The following is a 19,798-nucleotide window of genomic DNA, read 5'->3' on the forward strand; positions in this document are numbered from 1 at the left end:
ACTAGACTCTCTGGAATGAGACAACCGGCGGCGTTGGGGACTGCGACCTGGCCGGAAGTGGAAACCCGCAAAGACGCCGTCGCCGACCTCACGCTGCTGGTCCCGGTCGGTGCGGTGGAACAGCACGGCCCGCACCTGCCCCTGGACACCGACACCCGGATCGCGGTGGCGATCGCCACCCGGGCCGGGGAGCGCGCCCCGTCGAACAGCTGGGTGGCCCCGGAACTGTCGTACGGCGCCAGCGGTGAACACGAGGGGTTCGCCGGGACCATCTCGCTCGGGCACGAGGCATTGCACCAGGTCCTGCTGGAATACGGGCGCAGTGCGTGCCGGTGGGCGGGACGGATCGTCTTCGTCAACGGCCACGGCGGCAACGTCGCGACCGTCGCCGGTGCGGTGGCCAGGTTGCGTTATGAGGCACGTGAGGTCGCCTGGTACCCATGTGTCTTCCCGGATGCCGACGCCCACGCGGGGCATACCGAAACGTCGATCCTGCTTCACCTTTCACCCGGATTGGTGCACACCGGCCGGCTCGAGGCGGGTAACGTCGCACCGATGCGCGAACTGCTCGGCGCGATGCGGGCCGGTGGGGTCGCGGCGGTGAGCGGCAACGGTATCCTGGGTGACCCGCGGTCGGCGTCGGCCGAACACGGCGCCCGGCTGTTGGACGGGGCGGTGGACGATCTGGTCCGGGCGCTGACGGAATGGACGGTCGACGACGGGGGACGACTTCGATGACAGCGGTCGAACGGGACGCGGAGGCGGGCGTGGCACCGGCCGAGCAGGTACTGCCCGACGGCTTCCAGGTGCAGATCGACATGCGATGTGCCCGGCGTGGAGACCTGCGCTACCTGGTCGGCGGATCGCCGACGCGGATGCTGCGGATGTCCGACGCCGCACTCGGCATGACGTCGGCCGACGGCCGCATCGAGGTGTGCGATCCGCCCACCAGGTCACTCGCCCGCACCCTCCTCGAGTCGGGTATCGCCCATCCGCGCCCGATGTCGGGACCCAGGATCGACGATGTGACCGTGGTGATCCCGGTGCGCGACAACCAATCCGGGGTCGACCGGCTGATCGCCGCGCTCGACTGCCACGAGGTGATCGTGGTGGACGACGGATCGGCCGAGCCGATCCGGGTCGATGCGAGCCACACCGATTGCGCCGCAGGCGATTCCTCCACCGCCGAAGCGGTCACCGAGGATTCGGCCGCCGACGGCCTGGTCGTCGCCGCACGCCCCCGGGTCCGGGTGATCCGGTTCGAGGAGAACCGCGGTCCGGCCGCCGCACGCAACGCCGGTGCGGCCGCCGCGCAGACCGACTTCGTCGCCTTCCTCGACTCCGATGTGGTGCCCGACCCCGAATGGCTGATGATGCTGCTCGCCCACTTCTCCGATCCGATGGTGGCGCTCGCGGCACCGCGGATCGTCGGGTTGTCGGCGCGCGGTGGACCCGGACGGGGTCGGCAGTCACTCGCCGAGCGCTACGAGAACAGCCACTCCTCGCTGGACATGGGGCCCACCGAGGCGTCGGTGGTGCCCGGAACCCCGGTGCCGTACGTGCCCAGTGCGGCGATGATCCTGCGGCGCAGTGCTTTTCCGGGATTCGACGAGGATCTTCGGGTGGCCGAGGACGTGGATCTGTGCTGGCGCCTGCACGAGGCGGGCTGGCGGATGCGCTACGACCCGGTGGCCCGCGTCTCCCACGATCACCGTACGGGGATGCGTCAGGTGCTCTCACGGCGCCGCTACTACGGGACCGGGGCGGCCTTCCTCGCGCAACGGCACGGGACGATGGCCGCGCCGATGGTGATGACCGTGTCGATGGCGGTCGCCGTCGCCGCGCTGCTGACCCGCACCAAGATCGGCATGGTCGTCGCCTTCGTCGTGCTCGCCCAGGCGGCCGCTCGACTGCGTGGCAGGCTCGGCGATCTTCCGGGGGCATCGGTGGTGGCCGGGCAGATGACCGGCCGCGCCGCCGGGTACGGGCTGCTGCAGGCATCGGCGGCGATCTGTCGTCACTACTGGCCGCTGGCGTTGATCATGGCCCTGCTGTCGCGTCGCTTCCGGCGACTGGTGATCGAATTGGCGGTGATCGAGGGTCTCGTCGAATGGGTGCGGTCGGTGATCAGCGATCCGTCGCTCGGCCCGAGTATGGGGCCGTTCAGCTACCTGCTGTGTCGCCGCCTGGACGACCTCGCCTACGGCACCGGGCTGTGGGAAGGCGTTGTGCGCGAACGTGATCTCGGGGCACTGCGTCCGGTGGTGACGCGCTGACCGATCGGTTCGACGTCGTCGTGGTGGGTGCCGGCAGTGCCGGCTGCGTGCTTGCCGATGCGTTGACCCGCGGCGGCACACGCACGGTGCTGCTGCTCGAGCAGGGCCCGGGCTGGCCGGACGACGCCGTGCGCTCGCTGCGGCGGCTGCCGATCGGTTCGGGGGAACCGCATGCGACACCGGTACCCGAGGCGTCCGGACTGCCGGTGGTGCGCGGTCGCGGACTCGGCGGGTCGTCGGCGGTCAACGGCGCCTACTTCCTGCGCCGGCACCGCGACGACTTCGACGACTGGCCTGCCGGATGGGATCTCGACACCGTCGAGGCCGCCTACGCCGAGCTCGACGGACCGCACGGCCGGATGTCGGCGAGCCCCTTCGGCGACGACGAACTCGGCGACACCGCAATCGCATTCGAATCCTTCTGGCGGACCCGCATCCCGGTTCGTCCACCCGGGGACCGCTGGCCGATCGTCGGCCTGAACCGCGTTGTCAGCAATCGGCGCGACGGCCTCCGGGTGACCTCCGCGGAGGCCTTCCTGCGGCCCGCGATCGGAAGACCGGGACTCACCGTCCGTACCGGGGTCGCCGTCGGTGAGGTGCTCGTCGTCGACGGCCGGGTCACCGGGGTCCGCACCGCGTCGGGTGACATCGCGTGCGGCGAGGTGATCTTGTGTGCGGGCACCCTCGGGACGGCGGGCATCCTGTTGCGTTCCGGCGGGTTGTCGGTGCCTCGAACCCTCGGCGTCGGTGAGCACCGGGAGGTCCTGGTCGGCTACCGCCGACGCCAGGAGACCTCCGCCGCCGACCTTCCCGCGCTGCTGCAATCGGTGGTCCACACCGAGAGCGGGGTCGAGATCCGTTGCTATTCCGACGATTTCGGTCGCTACATCGGGGGAGTGTCGGGCCGCCGGCCGGTCATCGGGGTATGTGGGATGCGCCCGGCCGGTACCGGGCAGGTGTTCCTCGACGGCACGGGCGAGGTGCGACTACACCTGGACGACCCGGAACACGGTGTGCTTCAGACGTTGTCGGCGATCGCCGACGATGTCCGGGACATGCTCGCCTCGTCAGAGTTCGCCGGCATCGTCGAATCCGGAAGCATCATGATCGATCCGACGGTCGGGACATCGCAGCACGCGTGGGGCACCATGCCGATGGGAGTTGCGACCGATGGTGCAGGCGTCGTCGACGGTGTACGAGGTCTGCGGATCGTCGACGGTTCGATCCTGCCCGGCGACGGTCGCAGCGGCCCCCACGCCACGACGATGATGGTCGCCTACCGCGTGGGGGAGACCCTGGCATAGGTGGTGACCACTTCCGAGGTGGTTGCGTCACGAGTTCGGCTTGCGGGGGTCCTGTTGGTGATCGAGCCGGAAGGGCGAGGACCCGTGTCGAGATCTTCGTGACGTGTGTGGGGTGGTGGCCACGTTCGGGGGTGGTTGCGTCACGGGTTCGGGTTGCGGGGGTTTCGACTCGACTCGTCGCTTCGCTCCTTGTCGGCTCAACCATCAGTTCTTGGTGATCGAGCCGGGACCGAGCCGGAAGGGCGAGGACCCGTGTCGAGATCTTCGTGACGTGTGTGGGGTGGTGGCCACGTTCGGGGGTGGTTGCGTCACGGGTTCGGGTTGCGGGGGTTTCGACTCGACTCGTCGCTTCGCTCCTTGTCGGCTCAACCATCAGTTCTTGGTGATCGAGCCGGGACCGAGCCGGAAGGGCGAGGACCCGTGTCGAGATCTCCGTGACATGCGTGGGGCGGTGACCACCTCCGAGGTGGTCACCGCCCGAGTCGGCCCCACGAACTGGTATGACCAGGTGGTGAAGCCGACGTCGGTCGAGCTCAGAACAGCGTCGACCAGTAGTCCCAGAACTGGATACCGATGAGCATGATCACGATGACGTACCAGATCGGGAGCAGCACCCACAGCCACGACCGGATCTCGCGGGCGCGGTCGGTCTGGGCGAACAGCCTTCCGGCACTGATGATCAGGATGATCGGGGTGACGGTCCACACCACCATGCAGTACGGGCACAGTGCATTGATCGAGTACAGGCTCTCGAAGGCCAGCCAGTTGACGAAGACGAATCCGAGTGCGGTGAAGATGGTCTGGCCGAGCCAGTACCAACGCGGTAGGGAGACCCGGCCGGTGGCCAGCGCGCCGGTGACGATGATCACCGAGAACGCGGCGATACCGATCAGCGGATTGGGGAAACCGAACAGGCGGGCCTGCTCGGTGACCATCACCGAACCGCACGACAGCACCGGGTTGATGCTGCAGCTGGGTCGGTAGTTCGGGTCGATCAGCAGCTCGATGCGCTCGATGGTGAGCGTCGACGACGCGACGAATCCGATGATGCCGAGAACGAGAACGGCGATCCCGGTACCGACACCCACGGAGGGGTGGAACCCCGCCCACGACGATCCGGCGGATGCGTCGACGGGCTCCGGGGTGGCGTCGGGCTCGGTCACGGCGTCGGTGGTCATTGCTGTGCGCCCCCGGCCTCGTTCACGGCGGCGAGCAGTGCATCCGGGGTGCTGAGCTCGACGTCCTTGCCGTTGATCCGCACGGTCGGCGTGGCGGTGACGTCGGCGCTCTTGGTCTGGTCGGCGACCCAGCTCTTGAACTGGCCGTCGTTGACGCAGTCGGAGATGTTCTGTGCCCCGGCCTGGTTGGCGTAGGTGGTCAGCTGACTGTCGGTGAGCCCGGCGCCGCCCTCGGTCGGCTGGTTCACGTACAGCAGGTTGTGGAACTTGAGCCACACCTCGAAGTTGTTGGCGCCCTTGGTCGATTCCGCGACACAGGCCGACGCGTTGGCGGCGCGGGTCGAGTAGTCGGTGGTCGACATGCGGTCGAGGATCGCGATTGGACGGTAGTCGACGGCCACCTTGGGGTTGGTCCGCAACTGGGCGAGCGCGTCACTGTAGAGCTGCTCGAACTGCTTACATGCCGGGCACTGGAAGTCCTCGAGGATCGTCACCGTGACCGCGGGAGTGGTGCCGGCCGGTGCCGCGGTGATGCGGTAGGCGTCGCCGGTGGCGACCGACGGGGCGGTGGCGTCGCCGGTGGACGACTTGTTGGTGAGGACGATCGCGACGAAGACCACGACGGCGATGACGACGACCGCGACCACCGTGCCGATCTTCATGAACAGGGAGCGCCGGCGTTCGGCTGCTCGCGGATCGACGACCGGTTTCCGGGGCTTGTTTGCCACTGGTTTCTCACACTCCTGGTCCGCAACATCGGGCTCGAGCGCCTTTGCGCCGGTGTTCAGCGTACCGGCCGCGACGGCGGGCTGGGGGCACCCCTACACGGCGTCGTAGACTGGCCGGGACGCCAGTACGCTGCGGCGTCGCTAGGAGACGTTTGTTCACATGACCTCCGTGGATGAAGCACCGACAGCACGCAGGTCGGTCTCACAGGTGGGCCGAGGGCTGGGACTCGTGATCCTCGCCGCCCTGCTCGGCGTCGTGATCTACGCCATGATCAGTGGCTCCGCGAGACACATCGAACGCGGCGACCCGTATCCGGGTGGGCCGATCGCGGTGCTCGACGTGGCCGGATACTTCGTCGGCGCCACCCTCGGTGCACTGTGTCTGGGGGCGTTGATCTTCGTCGTCACCTCGGCCCGACCCGATCACGACGGCATCATCGACGCCACCGTCTACCGGGCACACCGGTTCGTCTCGACGGCCACCCCCGTCTGGGCGGTGCTGTCGTGGCTGATGGTGGGTGTGGCCGCCGCCGACGGCTACGGGCAGCCCCTCGGCAAGATCCTGTCCAACGGTCTGCTGTTCAGCGCCATCGGGATCAGTGAGAAAGCCGTCGCCTGGCTGGTGGTGGCGATCTTCGCCACCATCGTCGCCCTGCTGAGCCGGTTCTTCCTGTCGTGGATCGCCCACCTGGTCTTCGTGATCCCCACCGGGATCGCGGTCGCGGCGCTGCCGATGGCCGGCAACGGCGGGCAGGGACCCAACCACGACTACATGACCAGCCTGGTGATCCTGTTCATCCTGGCGGTGTCGGTGTCGATCGGTGTGCGGGTGGCCGCGCTGACCGCCCCGCCGATCACCCCCGACGACGACCGGCAGATCCTTCAGCGTCGGACCGCGTGGATCGTCGGTATCGCCGACCTCGTCGGACTGGCCTCCGGTGCCGGTCTGATCGCCTTCCTGGTGCCCGCCCGCTACCTGTTCACCACCGCCTTCGGCATCGCATCGGTGCTGCTGCTGATCGGACTGGCCGCAGCCCTGGTCACCAGCGTGCTCACCCTGCGCTCGCACTCCGACGACGCCGATCGGGGTCGTGGCCTCACCGTCGCGCTGGTCGGGACGGTCGCGATGGTGCTGGCGATGGCCTGCTGGGCGATCATGGACACCCGCGTCGCACCGGGGCTGCTCGCCCACGACTTCACCTCCTGGGACGTCTTCCTCGGCTACGAACTGCCCGGGGCACCCACCACATGGCGACTGTTCTCCTACTGGCGCTTCGACTTCGTGATGGGCACCGCCGCGATCGTCGGGGCCGTCCTCTACGGCGTGGGCGTCCGGCATCTGATCAAGCGCGGCGACGCCTGGCCGTGGGGTCGCACCATCTCCTGGATGCTCGGCTGCCTGATGGTGGTCGTGGTGACCGGATCGGGTATCCGTGCCTACGGATCGGCGATGTTCAGCGTGCACATGGCCGAACACATGTCGCTCAACATGTTCGCTCCGGTACTGCTCGTGCTGGGTGCACCGGCCACCCTCGCGCTGCGTGCGCTGCCGACCAGCGGCTCACATCGGCCGCCCGGCCCGCGTGAATGGCTGCTGTGGGCGCTGCACTCCAAGGTCACCAAGGTGCTGTCGAATCCGGCGGTCGCCTTCGTGCTGTTCGTGATCTCGCTGTATGCGGTGTACTTCACGGCGATCTTCGGGACGTTCACGCGCTACCACTGGGGTCACGTCCTGCTGACCATCCACTTCATCATCATCGGATACCTGTTCTTCTGGGTCGTCATCGGCATCGACCCCGGACCGCAGCGCATCCCGTACCTCGCCCGCATCGGATACCTGTTCGGCGTCATGCCGTTCCACGCGTTCTTCGGTATCGCGCTGATGACCATGTCGTCGGTGATCGGCGACAAGTTCTACAGTCAGCTCGACCTGCCGTGGGTTGCCGACCGCGCCCACGACCAGTGGCTCGGTGGTGCCATCGCCTGGGGTGCCAGTGAGGTGCCGCTGGTGCTGGTGGTGATCGCGATCGTCGCGCAGTGGGCCAAGTCGGACAACCGGGAGGCGCGTCGTGCCGACCGGCATGCCGAGACCTACGAGGACGTCGAGCTCGACAACTACAACAAGATGCTCGAGGAACTCGCCAAGTCGCGTCGCTGATCGGCTTGACCGGAAGAGGACAATCGGGACCATGCGGTGTGAGGTGGCGCGCGAGGCGCTGTCGGCGCGGGTCGACGGGGAGCGGGAGACCGTGCCGTCGGCGCGGGTCGACGAGCACGTCGCCGGGTGTCCCGACTGCGCCGAGTGGTACCGACGGCTGCAGTCCCTGGCGATCCCGCACGTCCGTGACTCGTTGCGCGTGATCACCGACGACCGACCCGACCTCACCGACCGGATCCTCGAAGCCGCCGAGGGCGGGAGGCACACCCCACGTTGGGGACCCGACCGTCGGACACGGATGTGGTGGACGGCAGCCGGTGTCGGGGCCGTGGTGTCCGGTGCGCTGATCGTGGCACTCGTGGTGACCTCCGGATCGGTGGCGGTCGCGGTGGCCGCCGCCTGCGCCGTCGTCGTCACGATCGCGCTGACCGTGGGCGCCCGCCGCGACCGACCACACCGTGCGGCCGGTGACGATGCGCCCGATGCCCCGGTGTCCGACGACGAACCGGTCTTCGACGACGACGCGATCGACACCGCACTGGCCGAGGTCCGGGAACTGCGTCGTCGGACTCGGTGACGTGTGCTCGATCGGGTGGCCTCGGTGCGCGCGATGGAGTGCGGCGTGTGTCGGTGGGGGTGCGGGCATCGTCGGGTTGCGGGGTCTCGACACGGGTCCTCGCCCTTGGGGCTCGGTCCCGGCTCGACCATCGTTGGTTGAGGTTGCGGGGTCTCGACACGGGTCCTCGCCCTTGGGGCTCGGTCCCGGCTCGACCATCGGTGGTGGTGATGATGGTGTGCGGCGCGTTCTTCGGTGGTTGAGCCGATGAGGAGCGTAGCGACGAGGCGTGTCGAAACCTCGGTCGGCCGACGTCGGATGGTGCCCACCTCGGAGGTGGGCGCGTTCGGTGGCGCCGAAGCAGCGGGCCGTCAGCGCTTGCGCACCGCGCCGAACTTCTGCAGTCGCAGGCTGTTGGTGACGACGAACAGTGACGAGAGGGCCATGGCCGCACCGGCGATCAGCGGGTTGAGCACACCGAGTGCGGCGATCGGGATCGCCGCCACGTTGTAGCCGAAGGCCCACACCAGATTCGTGCGGATGGTGCGCTGGGTGGCGCCGGCCAGGCTCAGTGCGGCAGGCACCGACCGCAGGTCGTCGCGGACCAGGATGACGTCGGCGGCGCCGATCGCCACATCGGTACCCCGACCGATCGCCAGCCCCAGATCGGCGGTGGCCAGGGCCGGACCGTCGTTGATGCCGTCACCGACCATGCCGACCGAATGGCCCTCGTCCTGCAGCCGCCGGATGGTCTCGACCTTCTCGTCGGGCAGCACCTCGGCGATCACCTCGTCCACACCGACCTCGGCGGCGACGGTGCGCGCGGCACCCTCGTTGTCGCCGGTCAGCAGGATCGTGCGCAGGCCCGCCGCCTTCAGCCCGGCGATCGCCGGCGCCGCGGAATCCTTGATGGTGTCGGCGACGGCGATCATCGCCGCCGGGGTGCCGTCGACGGTCACGTACACAACCGTGTCACCGCGCTCCTCGGCCTGCTTGCGGGCCCGGGCGATGTCGGCGGGGATCACCGAGGCGCGCTGCGCCCAGCGCGGGGACCCGACGGTCACCGTACGCCCGTCGACCACACCGGTCACACCCCGACCGGCCTCGGCGACGAAGTCGGCGACCTCGAGACGGTGCTGTTCGTCGACCGCACCGGCGATCGCCGCACCCACCGCATGCTCGGAGGCCGCCTCGACGGCCGCGGCCAGCCCCAGGATCTCGTCGGCGTCGAAACCGTCGGTCGCGAGCACCTGCGACACCGACAGCGAGCCCTCGGTCACGGTGCCGGTCTTGTCGAAGACGATGGTGTCGACCATCCGGGAGGTGTCGAGGGTCTGATAGCCCTTCAGGAAGATGCCCAGCTGTGCGCCACGGCCGGTGGCGACCATCACCGCGATCGGCGTCGCCAGACCCAGCGCACACGGGCAGGCGATGATCAGCACGGCCAGCGCCGCCGACACCGCACGGTCGGCCGGTTCACCGATCAGCAGCCACACCGCCAGCGTGATCAGCGACAACGCGACCACCACCGGGACGAAGACACCGGCGATCCGGTCGGCCAGCCGCTGTGCGCGCGCCTTACCGGTCTGCGCCTCCTCGACCAGCCGCATCATCGCGGCGAAGCGGGTGTCGGCGCCCACCGCGGCGGCCTCCACGATCAGCCGGCCGTCGAGCACGGTGGTGCCGCCGATGACGGCCTCGCCCGGCTCGGCGTCCACCGGCCGCGACTCGCCGGTCATCGCCGACATGTCGATGGCCGCGGTGCCCTCGATGACCAGGCCGTCGGTGGCGATGGTCTCACCCGGGCGCACGACGAACCGCTGCTGCTCCTTGAGTTCTTCGGTGGGGATGCGCATCTCGCGGCCGTCCTTCAGCAGCACCGCCACATCCTTGGCGCCGAGCGCGGCCAGCGCCCGCAACGCACCGCCGGCGCGCGACCGCGCCCGCGCCTCGAAGTAGCGTCCGGCCAGCACCAGCACCGTCACACCCGTCGCGACCTCGAGATAGATCGAGTCGCTGCTCCAGATCGCATCCCACACACCGTGGGGTTCGGCGGTGTCGGGGTCGGTGGTGAACATCGAGTACAACGACCACCCGGTCGCCGCCAGCACACCCAGGGTGACCAGGGTTTCCATGGTGGCCGCGCCGGTCCGCAGGTTCTTGAACGCCACCCGGTAGAACGGCCACGCACACCACGTGAGGATGGGGGCGGCCATCGCCAGCAGCAGCCACTGCCAGCCGGTGAACCGCATCGACGGGACGACGGCGAAGACGATCGACAGATCGGCCAGCGGGACGAACAGCACCACGGCCACCGCGAGACGACGGAACAGGCGGGTGGCCTCGACGGCATCGGTGTCGGGCAGGGCCTGCGGCACGTTCGACCGCGGGGTGGCCCCGTATCCGGCGCCGTCGACGACGGCACACAACTCGTCGGTGCCGATCCCGGGGGCGGCGTCGATGGTGGCGACGCGGGTGGCGTAGTTCACCGACGCCTTCACCCCGTCGACCTTGTTGAGTTTGCGTTCCACCCGGGCGGCACAGGCACCACAGGTCATGCCGGTGACGTCGAGCTGGAGCCGGTGATCGGCGTCGGCTCCATCACCGGCGGTCCCGGCTGCGGTACTGGCGGGGTCGAGTCCGGCACGGTCGGTAACGCTGGTCACATCAACCTCGATCTCTCACGGCGAAAGCCGCGTACACATGCTTCCCCAGGATAGGTCGTCGGGCGTGCCGACACGGTTCCCGACTGTGACCCGGATCTCGATTCGCGATAGGCCGATCGGTCAGCGGATGTGACGACGCTGCGCGGCGGCCGCGTCGATCAGCGACTCCCGGGCTCGGGCCACACGCGAGCGGACGGTGCCGATCGGGCAGCCGGTGACCTCGGCGGCCTCCTGATATGACAGCCCCAGCACCTGGGTCAGGACCAGCGCCTCACGCCGTTCGGCGGGCAGTCCCTCGAGCAGCAGGTTGATCTCCACCAGGTCCTCCCAGCGGGCGCCGGCCCGCTGCGAGCGGTGGGCGTCGGCGGCGCTGACCCAGTCGACGTCGGCAGAGACACGGGGCCGTGACCGTGCGTAGCGGACCTCGTCGGCACAGACGCGCCGTGCGATCGACAGCAGCCACGTCTTGGCGCTGGACTCGGCGCGGAAGCGGTGGATGGACTTCACCGCACGCAGGTAGGTCTCCTGGGTGAGGTCGTCGGCGGTGCCGGAATGCCCGAGGTGGGCGACGAACCGCCACACGTCCTTCTGGGTGGCGCGGATGAACCGGCTCAACGCGGCGCGGTCGCCCTCGGCCGCCAGCAGGGCGGCGTGGGTGACCTCGGCGTCGTGGTCGGCAGCGCTGTCCATGGGACCTAACCCTAGCGGTCTGACACGACGAAGCCGCGCCCAGGTCGGACCGGGCGCGGCCTCGTCGTGCGGTCGCATAGGGGAATTCAGTGCTGGTCGGACGATCGTGACGGCATGCCGCCGCCGAGCCCGAAGCCGCCCAGGACACCGCTGTAGGTCTTGGCCGGCGGGCGGGCGAACTCGCCCGACGACGTGCCGGTGCGCAGCCCCATCGCCGCCATCGCGGCCAGCATGCCCACCCCGGCGGCCACCCCGTCGATCACCGGGGCCCCGATCTCGGCCGACATCCGCCGGGCCAGGTCGGCCATCCCGGCGCAGCCGAGCACGATGGCGTCCGAACCGTCGGCCACCAGTGCCTCGGCGCACGCCTTGGCCAGGACGTCGGCGGTGTCGGGGCGGGACTCGAGCTCCAGGACCGGGATCTCGCAGGCATGGATGCCCAGGCACTGGCGGCCGAAACCGTAGTGGCCCACCAGGTCGTGGGCCCGGCCGATGGTCCGCGACAGCGTGGTCACCACCGAGAACCCCCGCCCCAGCGGGGCGGCGAGGTGCATCGCCGCCTCGGCGATACCCAGCACCGGCGCGGCCGCGAGTTCGCGGGCGGCGTCGAGGCCGGGATCACCGAAGCAGGCGAGCAGGTAACCGTCGGCATCGGGATGCGCGGCGATCGCGTCGAGCACTCCCGGGACCGCGAGCGCCTCGTCGTAATGACTCTCGATCGATGCCGGACCCATCGACGAGGTGACCGCGACGACCTCGGCGCCGGCCGGGGCGACCGATCGCGCGGCGGTGGCGATCACCGCGGTCATCTCGTCGGTGGTGTTCGGGTTGATGACGACCAGTTTCATGAATCCGAGGATGCCCCGGCGGTGTCGAGCGTGGCGTCCATGGGTGCGGTGGTGCCGTCGGCGGAGACCGCGATGTCGCTCGTCGAGGTCGCCCCCGTCTTGCCGTGGACGAACGACGCCGGCGCGAGTCGCATGCCGAGGTAGTAGATCACCAGGCCGGCGGCGGCACCCATGAACCACGTGAAGCTCGCCTGGAACGAGGTGCCCCAGATGACGAACGAGATCGGCAGCAGGGAGGCCAGGATCACCGAGATCACCGCGACCGGGTTCCAGCCGTTGCGGTAGAAGTAGGCACCCTCCGGCTTGATGCTGAACAGGTCGTCGACGACGATCTTCTGCTTCTTGACCAGGTAGTAGTCGGCGATCAGGATGCCGAACAGCGGGCCGATCACCGCACCGAGGGTGTCCATCGTGTAGTGGATGGCCGACGGATTGTTGAACAGATTCCACGGGGTGATGACCACCGAGCCGACCGCGGCGATCATGCCGCCCATCCGCCAGCTGATCTTGGTGGGCGCGACATTGGAGAAGTCGAAAGCGGGGGAGACGAAGTTGGCGACGATGTTGATACCGATGGTGGCGATCGCGAAGGTCAGCACACCGAGCACCGCGGCGGTGGTGTTGTCGATCTGGTCGACGATGTGCACCGGGTCGGTGATGATGTTGCCGTCGGCATCGTGGCCGATGACGGTGGCGCCGGCAGAAACGGTGCACACCACCAGGATCGAGAAGAACAGGAAGTTCACCGGCAGACCCCAGAAGTTGCCCTTCTTGACCTCGCCGAAGGTGCGTCCGTAGCGCGAGAAGTCACCGAAGTTGAGCATCGGACCGGAGAAGTAGGAGACCACCAGGGCGAAGGCGGAGATCATCGCGGTCACCGAACCCCAACCGACGGTGGGGGTTCCGGCGGACAGGTCGAAGCTGACGTTGGACCAGCCGGCCTTGTAGATGAGGTATCCGGCCAGCAGGATCATCACGACGTACACTGCGGGACCACAGAAGTCGATGAATTTGCGGATGGTGTCCATACCGTTCCAGAACACCAGTGCCTGCAGCACCCACATCAGGATGAAGCCGCCCCAGCCGACCCATGACAGGCCGAGGAAGAAGTGTGAGCCGTCCTCGCCGTATTGCGCCAGCGACGGCCAGAACTTCAGGGCGAGCAGGCCGAAGGCCACCGACGCCAGGTAGGTCTGGATGCCGTACCAGACCACCGCGATCAGACCGCGGATGATGGCCGGGATGTTGGCGCCCTTGATGCCGAAGCAGATCCGGGTGGTCACCGGGTAGGGCACTCCGGCCTGCTGGCTGGGCTTGGCGACCAGGTTGCACAGCAGGTTGACCGCGACGATGCCGACGACCAGTGCCACCAGCACCTGCCAGGCGGCGATCCCGAGTGCGAACAGGCTGCCGGCGAAGACGTAGCCGCCCACACTGTGCACATCGGACATCCAGAACGCGAAGATGTTGTACCAGGTCCACTTCTGCTCTTTGAGCGGCGCGAGGTCCTCATTGGTCAAGGACGGGTCGTAGCCGGGTTTGATGACGCTCTCACCGGCCGCGCTGTGGTGCGCGGTCGCGGCGGCCGAGTTGGCCGATGCGGTCATTGCTGTTCTCCTCGGGAAGGGTGATGAGACTGAGAACAACGTAAGGACGTCGTGTTTCCGGTTGATTAATCGCCGAGTATATTTTCGGTGACCGGCACGGCCTCGGATGCGGTCAGGGTGTTCAATTCACGCATGAGGATCGCGTACCCCGACGGGACCGAGCTGCGCCGCCCCCACGCGCTGGTGGTGTATCTGGTCGTCACCGTCCTGGTGACGTGGGCCGTGTGGCTGCCGCTGGTGGTGCGGGCGCAGACAGGCGGTCCCGATCGCGTCCCGTGGACGTTCTTCCTCGCCTCGGCAGGCCCGATCTGTGGTGCCGTCGTCGCCTCGTTGTGGGAGGGCGGTGCGTCAGGTCTGCGTGCGTGGGCGCGGCGCACCTTCGGGGTGCGGTTCCGGCCGATCTGGTGGGTGGCCGCCATCGGCATGCCCATCGCCTACTACCTGATCGCCTTCGGCGCGGCCGCCGTCGTCGAGGGATCGTGGCCCGACACCGCACAGTTCGGCATGACCGACAAACTGCCTGGTCTGGCCTGGCCGCTCGTGGCGGTGGTGTGGGTGCTCACGTTCGGTCTGGGCGAGGAGGCCGGGTGGCGCGGCTGGCTGCTTCCCGCACTCTCGCAACATATGTCGGTGTTCTGGGCGGCCCTCGTCGTCGCGGCTGTGTGGATCACCTGGCACATCCCGGCGTTCTTCTTCAACCCGGCATATCGGGACATGGGGGCCGGGATCATCGGCTGGATGCTCGCCCTGGTCTGCGGGTCCTATCTGCTGGCCTGGATGGCCTACGGGGCGGCGTGGAGCATCATCCCCGTGCTGCTCTGGCATGCGGGATTCGACCTGCTCACCGCCGCAGACCAATCCGCCGGGGTCATCGCCGCCACGGTCAGTGCCCTGGTCATGGTCCAGGGCGTCGTCTGTGCCTGGCTGCTGTGGCGCCGACGTCACGTCGCCGCGGCACCCGCCGGGTTCGGGTGACGCCCGGTTCGGTTGACGCCCAAGTTGATCCGGAACGGTGACGGCGACGTCCGGCGCCGCGCCGATCACCAGTCGTCGACGGCCTCGGTACGGTGGGCCACCGATTCCAGGATCGCCGCCTGCAGCCGCGAGTGATGCACCTTGGCGATCTCGAGGGCCGTTGCGGTGTCCCGCTCCCCGAAGGCGTCGAGCAGGGCGGCATGGTCGTCGTTGAGTGACTTCTGGGTGGCCTCGCCGACATTGCGCATGATCTGGAACGGTTCGGTCAGATTCCACGTCGAATCCAGCATCGACAGCAGGCGGGGCATCGCGCACGGGGTGGTCAGTGACGAGTGGAATCGCCGCGTCAGATCGTGAAAGGACTTGCCGTCGTGGAACTTCGTCGCCGTCAACAGCTGCTCGTGACACTCGCGGGCGGAAGCGATGGCGTCATCGTCGATCAGCTCCACCGCGCGTGCCAGGGCGGCCTGCTCGAGTACCCCGCGGACGAAGTAGATCTCCGTGAGTTCCTCGGCCGAGAGTGTGCTCACCCGATAGCCCGCATTGCGCTGGTGGACGACGAGGCCCTCGCCGACGAGGGTCTTCAGCGCCTCCCGGACCGGGATCGGACTCACCTTGAACACGTCGGCGACCTCGCCCGGCGGGATCTGGGTGCCCGGCGGTGCATCGCCGGAGAGGATGAGGCGCCGCAGTTCCTCCTCCACGTTCGGGTGTCCGCTGTGCGATCGCACTTGCGCCAGCCGGGTGACGAGGCGGTTGGGCATCCGCCGGCTCATGCGGTCTCCGATCCATCAGTGTCGGTCCCGTCCGGGTACACACCCTCGGTGACGATCCCTTGGTGGACGATCTCCTGGTGGACAAACCCTTGGGGGGCAGGGGCTTCGGCGGACATGCCGAGGTGTGCATGTGCCTCACGCGCCGACGGGTGGGCCCGAATCCAGTCCGCGATCGCCGCGGTCATCTGCTGCTGGTTGGCGCGGCGGACGATCTCGTGACCCTCGTCGCCGAACATCAGCATCTCCGCGGTCCGGCCGCGCGCCCGCAGCTCGTGGACGATCTGTTGCGACTCGCTCACCGGCACATTGGTGTCGTGGGCGCCGTGGATCACCAGCAGTGGGGCGCACACCTCGTCGATGCGGTGGATCGGTGAGAGATCTTGCAACAGTTCGCGATCGGACTCCGGGTGGCCGTACTTCGTGTAGGCGGCCACCGCGATCCACGGCTCGGTGTTGCGGAAGAACGACTCGAGATCGCTCATCCCGCAGACCGCGATGCCGGCGGCGAAGAGTCGCGGATGGAAGGTCAGACACGCCAGGGTGAGGTATCCGCCATAGGACCGACCGCTGACATACAGGGTGTCGGGATCGGCGATCCGGTTGTCGCACAGATAGTTCGCACAATCGGCGGCGTCGTCGATCCCCGCGTACCGGCCGTACCGGTCATCGGCGTGCGAGAACAGGCGACCGTACCCCGACGATCCGCGGACATTGGGGGCGAAGACCCCGATCCCGGCGTCGACGAGGGGCCCGAACAGGAACTGGTAATCCGGGCGGGTCTGCGATTCCGGGCCGCCGTGGAAGTACAGCAGGTACGGCGCCGGCCGGTCGGGCGCGGTGGTGGACGGCCGGAACAGCCACCCCGACAACGGCATTCCGTCCCGGGCCGAGAAGTGGTGCAGTTCCGGGTGCAGCGCATGCGACGGACCGGTGCCGGTCACGACATCGTCGGTCACCGGGGTCACCTCGCGGGTGGCGGTGTTGACCAGATGGACCAGCGGGGAATGCTGGGGACTCGAGACGGTCAGCGCGATCAGCGATCCCGCCGCCGAGATCGACAACTCCAAGGCCACCTCACCGGCCAGCGGGATCGGCGGATGCAGCGTCTGGTCGGGCAGGGTCAGGATCTGCAGTTCACTGCGGCCACCGACGTTCCACAGCAACGCGATGGTCGACTGGTCGTGGGAGACGGCGAATGCGTCCAGTCCGCTGTCGGGCCGCTCGGCGAGCACCCGGAAGCGGGTACCGTTCTGGCCCACCTCCACACCGAGCAGACGCGGATACTTGGCGTCGAAGTCGCTGCGCAACACCGCCTGTACCGAGTCGAGGTCGCGGTCGGCGTCCTGCGGCGGGCCGACGAACACCAGCGACGCGTGATCGAAGCCCTGGTCGAGGATGTACCCGTCGTCGGTGACCGAGCCGGGGTCGTTCGGCAGCAGCGTCGACATCTCGATCTCGACGTCGGGGAGGCCGTCGGCGCGTTCACCGGCCGGGCGGCGCCGCAACAGCAGCATGTCCTGGTAGCCGCGTGGACCCACCCGCAGCAGGGTGGCGCCCTTCCAGGAGTCGATCAGGGCGCCGCCGACGCGGATGTCGAGGGTCTCCACGGTGCCGGTACCCGGGTGTACGCGCAGCGAATGTGCGGTGCCGTCGGGTTCGGTGGCGCTGATCAGCACCCAGTCGGTGTCCCAGCCGACCAGGGTGACGGTGCCGAACGATCGGGCCGCGGGGGTGGGGCGTCGCAACGGGCCGCTCGGTTCGGCGTCGGGCAGGGTGGCGCCGACCCGGTGGGCGGTGTCGTCGTCGGGGTCGGTGGTGACCACCCACACCTGATGGTGCTCACCGCCGCCGGGTGCGATCTCCACGGCCAGCCACTGACCGTCGCTGGAGTGCACCAGTTTTCGGACCGGACCGCTCGACGGGACCCGCACCCACCGCAGCTCGCCGATCGAACCGGGGGACAGGACACGCTGTGCCGCACGCGGATACCCGGTTCCGTCGTCGACGATGTAGGCGAAGGCCGAGCCGTCCGGCGACACCGACGCCCCATAGGTGTGCCAACCGGTCTCGTCGAACCGGATCTCCGGATGGGTGAGGGGTGCCGCCGTCACCGCGATCCGGCCGTTCGTCCCGAACCCGCACCGGCCGAGATCGATTCCATGGACTGCAGCCACATCTCGAGGACGGCGACCTGCCAGAGCTCGTTGCCGTCGAGGGTGGTGCGGATGCCGTTGGGATCGGCGAACAGCCGGTCGAGTGCCTCGGGGCGGTAGAGCGCGCGGTCGCGCGCCGACTGCGCGCCGAGGGTGTCGGTGACCAGGTCGAGCACGCCGCCTTTCAGATGTCGGATGCCCGGCACCGGGAAGTATCCCTTGGTGCGGTCGATCACCGCCGAGGGCAGCATCGAGCGTGCACCCTCCTTGAGTACGCCCTTGCCGCCGTGGGCGAGTTTGAACTCGGCCGGGCAGCTCGCGGCGAGTTCGACGAACTCGTGGTCGAGGAACGGCACCCGCGCCTCGAGTCCCCACGCCATGGTCATGGTGTCGACCCGCTTGACCGGATCGTCCACCAGCATCACGGTGGTGTCGAGTCGCAGGGCGGCGTCGACGGAGGTGGCCGCGCCCGGTGCGGACTGGTGGGCGAGCGCGAATTCCCAACTGGGATCGTAGTCCTGGTCGCCGGGCAGGTAGTCGTCGTTGAGGATGCCGGTGATGTCGGCGTGCGAGCGGTCGAAGAACACGTCCCGATAGGCGGCGGTGGTCTGCGAGCGCGGCACCCCGGCCAGCGGCGGGTACCACGAGTAGCCGCCGAGGATCTCGTCGGCGCCCTGCCCCGACTGCACCACCTTGATCGAGCGGCTGACCTCCTGGGAGAGCAGGTAGAAGGCGACGCAGTCGTGGCTGACCATGGGTTCGGCCATCGCCGCGACGGTGTCGGGGACGGCGGGCAGGAGACGTTCGGTGCCGATGTGGATCTTGTGGTGATCGGTGGCGAAGGTCTCGGCGATCAGATCGGAATAGGCGTACTCGTCACCGGATTCTCCAGCAGCGGAGTCGAATCCGATGCTGAAGGTGGCGAGGTCGTGTTGTCCCTGCTCGGCCAGGAGGGCGACGACCAGGGAGGAGTCGACGCCGCCGGACAGCAGGACGCCCACCGGGACGTCGGCCACCATGCGCCGCCGCACGGAGGTGCGCAGCGACCCGATGATCTCGTGCTGCCATCGCTGCGCATCCCAGTCGAGGCGGTCGGGGTGCGGTTCGAAAGACGGTGACCAGTACCGTCGTTCGGTGCTGCGGCCGTCGCGGGTGATGGTGCGGACCGTCGCCGGCGGCAGTTTGCGGATGCCGTTGTACATGGTGTGCGGGGCGGGTACCACCGCGTGGAAGCTGAAGTAGTGGTGCAGCGCGACCCGGTCGATGGAGGTGTCGACGTCCCCGCCGGCGAGCAGTGCCTGCACCGACGAGGCGAACCGGAGCCGTCCCGGTGTCTCGGCGAGATACAGGGGTTTGATGCCGAGGCGGTCGCGGGCCAGGGTGACGGTGCCCGAGTCGGTGTCGGCGATCGCGAAGGCGAACATGCCGATCAGGTGGTCGACGCAGTCCGATCCCCATGCGTGATAGGCCTTGAGGATCACCTCGCTGTCGGCGTGGGAGAAGAAGCGGTAGCCCATCGACTCGAGCTCGTCACGCAGCTCTTCGTGGTTGTAGACACAGCCGTTGAAGACCAGGGCGAGTCCGAGTTCGGCGTCGATCATCGGCTGTCCGCCACGCTCGGAGAGGTCGATGATCTTGAGCCGCCGGTGCCCCAGCGCGACATGGTTTTTCACGAACAGACCGGAGGCGTCGGGTCCGCGGGGCGTCATCGCCCGGGTCATCGCGTCCACCGCGGCGGTGTCCGGTGCCGTCCCGTCGAGTCGGATCTCGCCGCAGACTCCACACATGTGTTCGGTCCTCCTCCGTGTCGACGTCCCCTCAGGGTAGGAGGTTCGCGGGCGATTCGCGGGGTAGCCGCGTGCGCGGGTCGCCGATGCGACCGG

General features: G+C 68.5%; 15 protein-coding genes. 6 read left to right on the forward strand and 9 right to left on the reverse strand.

The features are described from left to right. Positions 1–15: 15 nt before the first annotated feature. The 3 genes from mftE to mftG are packed head-to-tail and all read left to right on the forward strand — an operon-like array spanning position 16 to position 3,580. The gene (gene mftE, locus Q9K23_RS19170) at positions 16–738 is read left to right on the forward strand and encodes a mycofactocin biosynthesis peptidyl-dipeptidase MftE (protein ID WP_053777931.1); all 723 of its coding nucleotides are present in this window, start codon (positions 16–18) and stop codon (positions 736–738) included. Further along, positions 735–2,276, forward strand: coding sequence for a mycofactocin biosynthesis glycosyltransferase MftF (gene mftF, locus Q9K23_RS19175; RefSeq protein ID WP_053777930.1), 1,542 nt, complete (start codon positions 735–737; stop codon positions 2,274–2,276). Before mftE ends, mftF begins: the two co-directional genes overlap by 4 nt. A 23-nt stretch (positions 2,277–2,299) precedes the next feature. Then, entirely contained in the window at positions 2,300–3,580 is a 1,281-nt protein-coding gene (gene mftG, locus Q9K23_RS19180) for a mycofactocin system GMC family oxidoreductase MftG (RefSeq protein ID WP_348533948.1), read from the forward strand. 533 nt (positions 3,581–4,113) lie between these two features. Here mftG and Q9K23_RS19185 read toward each other — a convergent pair. After that, a complete protein-coding gene (locus tag Q9K23_RS19185) occupies positions 4,114–4,758 on the reverse strand; it encodes a vitamin K epoxide reductase family protein (RefSeq protein WP_082365986.1) in 645 nt (214 codons plus the stop codon). Continuing rightward, positions 4,755–5,486, reverse strand: coding sequence for a thioredoxin domain-containing protein (locus tag Q9K23_RS19190; RefSeq protein WP_020789509.1), 732 nt, complete (start codon positions 5,484–5,486; stop codon positions 4,755–4,757). The genes Q9K23_RS19185 and Q9K23_RS19190 overlap by 4 nt, the downstream gene beginning before the upstream one ends. Positions 5,487–5,646: 160 nt before the next feature. Here Q9K23_RS19190 and Q9K23_RS19195 point away from each other — a divergent pair, with 160 nt between their 5' ends. After that, positions 5,647–7,644, forward strand: coding sequence for a cytochrome c oxidase assembly protein (locus Q9K23_RS19195; protein ID WP_053777929.1), 1,998 nt, complete (start codon positions 5,647–5,649; stop codon positions 7,642–7,644). A gap of 31 nt (positions 7,645–7,675) precedes the next feature. Beyond that, complete coding sequence (locus Q9K23_RS19200; protein WP_082365985.1) at positions 7,676–8,221, forward strand: zf-HC2 domain-containing protein; 546 nt, start codon at positions 7,676–7,678, stop codon at positions 8,219–8,221. 350 nt (positions 8,222–8,571) lie between these two features. On the opposite strand, the gene Q9K23_RS19205 is transcribed toward Q9K23_RS19200, so the two are convergent. The 4 genes from Q9K23_RS19205 to Q9K23_RS19220 form a co-directional block, all read right to left on the reverse strand. Then, the gene (locus tag Q9K23_RS19205) at positions 8,572–10,866 is read right to left on the reverse strand and encodes a heavy metal translocating P-type ATPase (protein ID WP_053777928.1); all 2,295 of its coding nucleotides are present in this window, start codon (positions 10,864–10,866) and stop codon (positions 8,572–8,574) included. 120 nt (positions 10,867–10,986) lie between these two features. Beyond that, positions 10,987–11,556, reverse strand: a complete 570-nt coding sequence (locus Q9K23_RS19210; RefSeq protein ID WP_053777927.1) for a sigma-70 family RNA polymerase sigma factor — start codon at positions 11,554–11,556, stop codon at positions 10,987–10,989. A gap of 86 nt (positions 11,557–11,642) precedes the next feature. Further along, positions 11,643–12,404, reverse strand: a complete 762-nt coding sequence (locus Q9K23_RS19215; RefSeq protein WP_053777926.1) for an aspartate/glutamate racemase family protein — start codon at positions 12,402–12,404, stop codon at positions 11,643–11,645. Continuing rightward, positions 12,401–14,011, reverse strand: coding sequence for an NCS1 family nucleobase:cation symporter-1 (locus Q9K23_RS19220; RefSeq protein WP_020790442.1), 1,611 nt, complete (start codon positions 14,009–14,011; stop codon positions 12,401–12,403). Before Q9K23_RS19220 ends, Q9K23_RS19215 begins: the two co-directional genes overlap by 4 nt. 132 nt (positions 14,012–14,143) lie before the next feature. Between Q9K23_RS19220 and Q9K23_RS19225 the strand changes: the two genes are divergently transcribed. Next, positions 14,144–14,986: a CPBP family intramembrane glutamic endopeptidase gene (locus Q9K23_RS19225; RefSeq protein WP_053777943.1), complete on the forward strand. Its 843-nt coding sequence runs from the start codon at positions 14,144–14,146 to the stop codon at positions 14,984–14,986. A 65-nt stretch (positions 14,987–15,051) separates the two neighbouring features. Here Q9K23_RS19225 and Q9K23_RS19230 read toward each other — a convergent pair whose 3' ends face one another. Genes Q9K23_RS19230 through Q9K23_RS19240 form a run of 3 tightly spaced genes read right to left on the reverse strand, consistent with a single transcriptional unit; the run spans position 15,052 to position 19,702 of the window. Then, positions 15,052–15,762: a GntR family transcriptional regulator gene (locus tag Q9K23_RS19230; RefSeq protein WP_082365984.1), complete on the reverse strand. Its 711-nt coding sequence runs from the start codon at positions 15,760–15,762 to the stop codon at positions 15,052–15,054. Beyond that, a complete protein-coding gene (locus Q9K23_RS19235) occupies positions 15,759–17,873 on the reverse strand; it encodes a prolyl oligopeptidase family serine peptidase (protein WP_261978015.1) in 2,115 nt (704 codons plus the stop codon). Before Q9K23_RS19235 ends, Q9K23_RS19230 begins: the two co-directional genes overlap by 4 nt. After that, a complete protein-coding gene (locus tag Q9K23_RS19240) occupies positions 17,870–19,702 on the reverse strand; it encodes an N-acetylglutaminylglutamine amidotransferase (RefSeq protein WP_020793734.1) in 1,833 nt (610 codons plus the stop codon). The genes Q9K23_RS19235 and Q9K23_RS19240 overlap by 4 nt, the downstream gene beginning before the upstream one ends. Positions 19,703–19,798 lie beyond the last annotated feature (96 nt).

Source organism: Gordonia sp. NB41Y, assembly GCF_030718915.1.
GTDB lineage: Bacteria > Actinomycetota > Actinomycetes > Mycobacteriales > Mycobacteriaceae > Gordonia > Gordonia desulfuricans.